Here is a 7,760-nt window from a genome sequence, read left to right as displayed (position 1 = left end):
AAGTAGGTTATCGTCAGGCTCCCTTTAAAAACCCCTCGTTACAACCGTAACGGGGGGTTTTGCTTTTTACGCTTTGCTTTGTGCTTTGTGCTTTGCTGTTGGAATTCGGCTGCTACGGCGGCGAATCGAACTCAAGGACGGCAATCAGCTAAAAACAACACAACAGACAATCAATAACACAAAGGGAGTACGCTTGCGTGTACTCCCTTTGCTGTTCTCTGATTCTTCAAATTACAATCATTTTTTTTTGCAAATTTAACAAAAACATTGATATTGTGAGCATTATTAATTATTATAATTTTTTAATGATGCAATTTCTTTATAGAACATTGTGAGCATCAATGATTACATGCATTTGGCATGATTGAGGAAAAAATGAACGAAGCTCTTCAGGGGAATATGGCGTTTTGTCGCGGATGTGGCAAACAAATTCATGTCACAGCGATCACTTGTCCAAATTGTGGTGCACCTCAGCAAACGCTGGGGGCATCGGATAAAAAAATAGTGCCGGCCCTGCTTTTATGCTTTTTCGTTGGCTTCCTTGGTGTACACCGTTTTTACGTGGGTAAAGTTGGCACTGGCATCTTGCAACTCCTGACACTGGGTGGTTTTGGGATATGGGCATTGATTGATTTTATTTTGATCGTGACTGGCTCATTTAAAGATAGCGATGGAAACAAGCTCACTCAGTGGAGCTAATAGTCTGCAAGACTGAGCTCCAGTCATTTTGCTTACACAGTAATGGAGCTTTGTTGTTGTATCAGTCGGCCTAAAGTTTGCATTGCTTCGGCAGTTTTGTCACTGTAAGGGTGACCGTAATTCAGACGCAGACAGTGTCTGAACTGTCTTTGTGCTGAGAACATCGGCCCCGGTGCGATACTAATGCCTAACGCAATTGCTAGTTTTTGCAAGTGCAGTACGTCAACATGGAGAGCTAGTTCCAGCCATAACACGTAACCGCCCGAAGGGCGGGTGGCGAGTGTTCCCGCGGGCAGGTAGCGGGCAATCGCTTCTGTGTAGACACTCTGCTGTACCGACAAAGTATGACGCAGGCGGCGCAAGTGATTATCGTAATGCCCTTTCGACAGGTAATGCGCGATCGCTTCCTGCGCAGGCAAGGAGGCAGATAAGCTGCTGCTGAGTTTTTGCCGTATCAGTTTAGACAAATAACGCCCGCCAAGTATCCAGCCTATACGGAAACCAGGTGCCAGTGATTTTGAAAATGACGAGCAATGTAAGACCAGGCCACTTTGATCAAAGGCTTTAGCTGGCAGAGGACGATGGCTGGAAAAATACAATTCAGCATAAACATCGTCTTCAATCAGTGGTACCTGAAATCTTTCCAGCAGGGCAACCAGATTTTGTTTTTTCTGGTCGGGCATAGAACAGCCCAAAGGGTTCTGAAAGTTTGTCATCAGCCAGCAAGCTTTGGGCTGATGCTTACCTAAGGCCGATTCCAGTGCGTCCAGATCGATGCCTTCGCGTGGATGAGTCGCTACTTCGATAGCCTTCAAGCCCATGCGTTCTAAGGACTGCAATGCGCCGTAAAATGCCGGCGACTCAATGATGACGGCGTCACCTGGTCGTGTCACTGCAAATAAAGCCAGATTCAGGGCTTCCAGCGCACCATTGGTAATAAGTATATCGTCAGGATTGACATGCATGCCAACTAACAGGTAACGCAGTGCAATCTGGCGCCGCAGCTCACTGCTGCCAGTCGTCAGATCTTCAACTGTGGCCCATGGGTCGAGTTGTTGCAGACTGCTGTGCATACTGGAAGCCAGTTTGTCATAGGGGAAGAGCGAGGGGCTGGGGAAGGCCGAGCCCAACGGCACCACGTCCCTGACCTTAGTGGACTGCAGCACTTCAAAAATCAGCTCACTTACATCCACTGTGGTTGAATCACCGCTGGTACTGCTGAGTAGTTCCGGTTCCGGTGGCAATTTGCTGGCACCCGCGATGACGTAGTAGCCTGAACGTTCCCTGGCACGTATCAGGCCGCGTGCTTCAAGCAGATAATACGCTTGATACACAGTCGCCTGACTGATGCCGCGACGTTCACTGGTTTGGCGAACGGAAGGCAGTTTTTCACCACGCTTCAGTATGCCTGTGCGTATCGATAAGGCGATATCTTCTGCCAGGGCTTCGTAACGTTTCATAGCTAGTGCTGCTTGTCCTATTGATGTCTAATGCTGCAATTGTGCTGCAAATCGCATATTTTTGATTTTATTTTTCATTCAGAGTTGCGGGGAGATGAAAGCTTGCACTTTCGCGCAGTATCACTTGTTCCTGCTGATGTTCCGGATTTATCGCATACACCACAAACTCAAACTGCAGATTGCCAGCTGCCTGATGATTCGCTGGCAGACGCAGTGTAACAGGGAGTGTTCTGGATTCTGTTGGCTGCAAATGAACCAGGTTCTGTGATTGGAATTGCAGACCATCCAGGCCAGTCACTGTGATACGTAAATCCCTGGCTTGTTCAGCGGTACTCATCAGATGTAGACGATAGATATTCTCATGTGCGCCATCTTCCACCTCACGGCTCAGGATTCTTCGGTCACGCATGACATTCATGCGTAAATCAGTCCGGGTGAGCAGGGCATAGCTGAAAGCACTGACGATCAGACCCAGGATCAGGCTGTAAATGACGACACGTGGGCGCCAGATCCTGCGCAAGATAGCTCTACTACCTTCGTCATTCAAGAGTGCGCGGGCAGTGGTGAAGCGTATCAGACCACGCGGTGCCTGAATTTTGTCCATTACGCTGTCACAGGCATCGACGCAGGCGGCGCAACCTATGCAGTCATGTTGCAAGCCATTGCGAATATCAATGCCAGTCGGGCATACTTGTACGCACAAAGAACAGTCTATGCAACTGCCTTGTCGTTCACTGTTTTGTTTTTCTTTTGCAGACCACCCCTGACGTGGTTCTCCGCGTTGCTGGTCGTAGCTGACGATTAGCGTATCCTGATCCAGCATAGAACCCTGGAAGCGTGCATAAGGGCACAGGTAGCGGCATATTTGTTCGCGCATGAACCCCGCATTCAGATAAGTGGCCAAAGCATAAAACGCAATCCAGAAGCACTGCCAGGACCCGAGCTGACCAGTCTGTATATCCGCCAATAAGGAATGTGCCGGAATAAAGTAAGCGACGAAACTAAGTCCGGTCCAGCCCGCAAACATCAGCCAGAGCAGGTGCTTTAACGACTTCTTACGCAGTTTCTCCGCTGTCAGTCCCTGCTTAGCCATACGCATCCGGGCGCTGCGGCTGCCTTCTGTCTTATTTTCTATCCACATGAATATTTCAGTGTAGACCGTTTGCGGGCAACTGAAGCCGCACCAGACCCGGCCACTGACGGCGGTAAATAAAAATAAGCTATATGCACAGATGATGAGCAGAACCGCCAGGTAGATCAGATCTTGTGGAAATAGCACCAGACCAAACATAAAGAATTTTCTTGCGCTGAGGTCAAACAACACCGCCTGCCGTTCATCCCAACGCAACCAAGGCAAACCAAAAAAAACAGCTTGCGTAAGCCATACAAAAAACCAACGCAGATTGGTGTAACGCCCCTTAGATTCACGCACATAGACATCATCAAATTTGGTGTACATGCTGATGATAGACACAGCGGGAGGGGAGATTTTCATAGAATGGACCCTGAACTGAGAGTGGTAGGCAGTTGCTCACAGGCACCTGCAGGATGTCGCTTATTGTCTGTGGCACCGCAGCAAAAAAACAGAAGCAGATATTTTTGAAAAACCAGAGCAGATGAGATCGGAGCGAGGCAAGGTAGTATCAAAACCAGTTGCACGAGACAGATGGCACTGCGCTCTGAATTTAATGTCAGGATGTGAGGCTTGGGATTTCATTGTTGCAAATGAGAATCATTCGTGATAAAGTGTGCGAGTCGCCAGCACTTGTCCTATCCGTCTGAGCAGCTTTCAACGCTTACTCACGTGTCCCGGATTTCACCGCCAGCTTTAACCTTCCCAACTGTTGGAATTTAATGATGAAATCTCATTTGCGGTCGCTGGCAGACTGTGGTCTGACTTCGGCTATGCCAGCCCTAACTTTCGGTTTAACAACAAAGAGCTATTCAGCCCCCCAGCGTCGCATGCCTGGCCTGAGCACTGTGCAACTGGCTATACATGCACTGCTGACAGGCATGCTGTCACTGGCAGCCAGTGCACAGGCGCAAGAGAAAACAGCGGTCTATCCTGAGACCGGATTAGCACAAAAGCGTTTACCTGACATTCAGGTTCAGGCAAAAAAAGAATCGCTGGCGGACAAACAAAAAAAACGCATCACCAGTGAAGAAATGACTGCGCGCAATGTGGTTTCGATGGCGGACATCGTGCGTTATGAACCCTTGATCAGTGTGCCAGTAGCCTTAAGCGGCAGCGGCAATATTTGGGATGGTGCGGGCAGTACCGGGTTTCATATTCGTGGCATAGAAGGTAACCGGATTGGTATGGACTTGGATGGCATTGCGATGCCGGAAGCGGCACCGAAGCCAGATGGCGTGACGCTTAATAGCTTTGCCAGTGGGCGCGAATATGTAGATGTAGAGACTTTACGCTCTGTGCAAATAGGACATAGCGCAACTGGTGGTGCTGGCTTGGGCGGCGGCGTGGGTTTTGTGAGCAAAGCGCCATCCGATTTTGTTTCCCAGGACGGGGATCGCTATGCCGGCTATCGCGCTGGTTATCAGAGCGCAGACCGCAGTCAGTTTCATACGTTGACGGGTGCCAGTCAATCCGGTCACTGGCAAACCATGGCGGTCGCTGTCTACCGAAAAGGGCAAGAAACATCAAGCAAAGGCGATGTGCCAGCCAACCCGGATCAATGGCATTCCAGCGCTGTATTAGCCAAGCTGGCTTACCAGCCTACAGCAACACAAAACTATGTCTTCACACTGGATGGCTACGAAAGAAATCATGAGCGTCAGCTGAATAATAAGCAGGGAGGTTTGTATCCCGATGGCGCCGCGCAGGATAGTGTGACCAGACGCCAGCGTATCAGTCTGGAGCATAGCGCACAAATCGACAGTGGCTGGCTGGACAGTATCAATAGTCAGATTTACTGGCAGGACGCAAAGGTCAGTGAAAACACCCAGGCACGCTATCTGTTTGGCGGTAAAGCTTATCAACGTCAGATACTGACCAGCTATGATAACAATAGCTATGGCGTGAGCACTCAGCTCATGAAGCAATGGACGCCGCAGCACCAGACCTATGTCAATGTGCAGGCATCGCACATCAGCAGCAAGCGGCCGTGGCTGGAAGATCGCACCGTAGTGGCGACAGGCGCACATCAGATCACCAGCAAGAACCGTATGGCAGATATGGACGCGGATCAGCTTGCTCTGACTGTTAAAGATGAACAGCAATGGATGTGGAATCAGCAGCGCATCAGCCTGACACCAAGCTTGCGCGCTGACTATCGCAAACTGAAGCCTGTGAATTTACAGCAGTATGTGGTGGCAGTACCTGCAGCTGCACATGAAATCCGCACGGAGAGCGATACCGTATTGACTCCTGCTATTGAGCTTGCTGTCGGACTCGGACGTGATCTGGACGTGTACGCACAATACAAGCATGGCAATCGCTTACCCAGTGCGGCAGAACGCACCGGTACGTTTGATTCTTTCAGTTATACCGGCGCTGGTAATGGTTATGCCGTATTGGGAAATCCACGCCTGAAAAAAGAAAGCAGCGATGCGGCAGAGTTGGGTTTGCGCGGCAGCCCTGTACGTGGCTGGCAGCTACGTTCGGCGCTGTTTTATACGCGCTATCACGACTTTATCGAGTATGTGGCGCAAGCGCCGGATCCGGTGAATTATCCAAGCATTACGTATGGCTTATATCGTCCTGAAAACATAGGCGAAGTTACTACTCGTGGCATCGAAGCCAGCAGCCGCTTTGAACTGGGTGCCTGGGTACCTGCTTTAACTGGTTATGCCGTAGATTTGGCAGCGGGTTATACGCGTGGTGATGCCTTAAACCAGAAAACTGGCCAACGCGCTGCACTGGCCTCTGTGGCGCCGGCTAAGTTCAGCGCTGGTCTGAACTACGATGACCCGGCCGGTCGTTTTGGCATCGCTGTTTATGCCCGTCATATGGCTGGCAAACAAGCGCCGGACGATGTGATCTCCGGTATTGCGACCGCACGTTTTGCTGTTCCTGCCCACAGCGTGGTGGATGTCAGCAGCTGGTGGCGTATCAGTCAGCAATTCCGTGTGCAGGCAGCGATCAATAATCTGGCTGACCGCAAGTACTGGGATTACGCCTCCGCACGCGGTCTGGCTGCCGGTACGACAGCAGCTGCGCTGGCGGATATCGAGCGCCAGGCTCAGCCCGGACGTCAATTCTCAGTGACTATGAATCTGAACTTCTGACACTGGTCACGATAATTCACTACACTCGAAAAGGAAAATAATGAAGATGCTGAGCAAAAGAATACACACACTGTTCGCGCTGGCCACTGCACTGATTTTAAGTCAGGTAACACCGTCCATCTATGCAACTGGTGATCAGTCAGATGCCTCCGGTCTGGCAGCGCGTTGGGCAGAGCTGCGTAAAGAGCAGCCGCGTCTGCAAATCCGTGATGCCGCTGCCAAACTTAAGGTGTCAGAAGCGGAGCTGCTGGCAGCTCAGATAGGACAGGGCGTCACCATGCTGCAAAACGATGAGCATACTTTCCGTGAAATCATGCGCCGTGCATTGGATCTGGGTCAGGTCATGGCGACCACCAGGAATGAGCATGGCGTGCTGGAGCGTACCGGTACCGCGATGCGCTTAAAATCTTTGCAGGATGAACAGGCTCAGGCACTGACACCGGAAAATGCGCGCGAGCGTGAGGAAAGGCTGCGTAACATCGCTGGCGGCTATTTGGGTGGGGAGATCGATCTGCGCTTCCATTTCTTAGACTGGAAATATGCATTTGCTGTGGCGCAGCCAGGTCGCGACGGCAATATTAGCCGCAGCCTGCAATTTTTTGATGCCTATGGCCAGTCTGTGCATAAGCTCTACCTCAGAAATGAAGCCAGTATCGCGGTTTATGACAAATTGGTACAAGACTTCCGTCATCCGCAACAACAGCTTGCGTTGCACATTCAACGCACGCGGCCAACGCTGACAGCGAAGCCGGATCAGGAGGTGGATGTGAAGGAGTTCCAGCTAGCCTGGAAAGAAATGAGCGACGTGCATCAGTTTAATCAGATTGTCCGTGAGTTCGGCCTGAACCGTGAGCAGGCGTTCCGCCTTGCACCTGCAGGTATGGCGCAAAAAGTCAGCCCAGCTGCTTTACGTACATTGTTGGATCAGGCTGCGCAACAGAAAATCAGTATCATGGCCTTCCTTGGTAATGCCGGTGTGACGCAGATCTTCAGCGGAAAAATAGAGAAAACTGCTGCAAGTGACGAATGGTATAACGTGCTTGATCCCGCCTTCAATTTGCATGTACGCGAATCCGCTTTGGCGCAGGGGTGGGTATTGCAACGCGCAGGGGTGACTTCGGTCGAATTTTTTGATCGTGACGGTCATCTGGTGGTCAGTTTCTTCGGTGTCCGCGAACGTGCAAAACCGCAACCTGCCAGTTGGATAGCACTCGCATCGGCTTTGCCGCGTATGCCGTAATCCATGCGACGTCAGACTGGGTAGGCCGAATTGATTTGAAGATCTGCCCACTTATGTGAAGCGCCGGATGTTGCGACAGGCAGCATCCGGTTTTTTATTTGCAGCGCAGAGCTAGC

Annotated in this window: 5 protein-coding genes; 3 read left to right on the top strand and 2 right to left on the bottom strand. The window is 50.8% G+C overall.

The features are described 5' to 3' along the window. Positions 1-360: 360 nt before the first annotated feature. On the top strand, positions 361-699 hold the full coding sequence (locus tag H8K47_RS15795; protein ID WP_230404997.1) for a TM2 domain-containing protein: 339 nt from the start codon (positions 361-363) through the stop codon (positions 697-699). Positions 700-731: 32 nt separating this feature from the next. Here H8K47_RS15795 and H8K47_RS15790 read toward each other — a convergent pair whose 3' ends face one another. Together H8K47_RS15790 and ccoG are read right to left on the bottom strand one after the other, a co-directional pair. Further along, entirely contained in the window at positions 732-2,159 is a 1,428-nt protein-coding gene (locus H8K47_RS15790; protein ID WP_186882358.1) for an aminotransferase-like domain-containing protein, read from the bottom strand. A gap of 67 nt (positions 2,160-2,226) precedes the next feature. Next, positions 2,227-3,654, bottom strand: a complete 1,428-nt coding sequence (ccoG, locus tag H8K47_RS15785; RefSeq protein WP_186882357.1) for a cytochrome c oxidase accessory protein CcoG — start codon at positions 3,652-3,654, stop codon at positions 2,227-2,229. A 359-nt stretch (positions 3,655-4,013) separates the two neighbouring features. Between ccoG and H8K47_RS15780 the strand changes: the two genes are divergently transcribed. Together H8K47_RS15780 and H8K47_RS15775 are read left to right on the top strand one after the other, a co-directional pair. Beyond that, on the top strand, positions 4,014-6,404 hold the full coding sequence (locus H8K47_RS15780) for a TonB-dependent receptor domain-containing protein (protein WP_186882356.1): 2,391 nt from the start codon (positions 4,014-4,016) through the stop codon (positions 6,402-6,404). A gap of 46 nt (positions 6,405-6,450) precedes the next feature. After that, positions 6,451-7,644, top strand: coding sequence for a hemin-degrading factor (locus tag H8K47_RS15775; protein ID WP_186882355.1), 1,194 nt, complete (start codon positions 6,451-6,453; stop codon positions 7,642-7,644). Positions 7,645-7,760 lie beyond the last annotated feature (116 nt).

The organism is Cognatundibacterium rugosum (assembly GCF_014284365.1).
In the GTDB taxonomy this organism is placed as follows: domain Bacteria; phylum Pseudomonadota; class Gammaproteobacteria; order Burkholderiales; family Burkholderiaceae_D; genus Undibacterium; species Undibacterium rugosum.
Note: the sequence above shows the minus strand (reverse complement) of the source record. Positions and strands in the feature narration are given on the sequence as shown.

Bases quoted from the DNA above. Each gene is read 5' to 3' on its own strand.
- H8K47_RS15775 (WP_186882355.1), top strand. From the start codon at position 6,451: ATGCTGAGCAAAAGAATACACACACTGTTCGCGCTGGCCACTGCACTG.
- H8K47_RS15780 (WP_186882356.1), top strand. From the start codon at position 4,014: ATGATGAAATCTCATTTGCGGTCGCTGGCAGACTGTGGTCTGACTTCG.
- H8K47_RS15790 (WP_186882358.1), bottom strand. From the start codon at position 2,159: ATGAAACGTTACGAAGCCCTGGCAGAAGATATCGCCTTATCGATACGC.
- H8K47_RS15795 (WP_230404997.1), top strand. From the start codon at position 361: ATGATTGAGGAAAAAATGAACGAAGCTCTTCAGGGGAATATGGCGTTT.
- ccoG (WP_186882357.1), bottom strand. From the start codon at position 3,654: ATGAAAATCTCCCCTCCCGCTGTGTCTATCATCAGCATGTACACCAAA.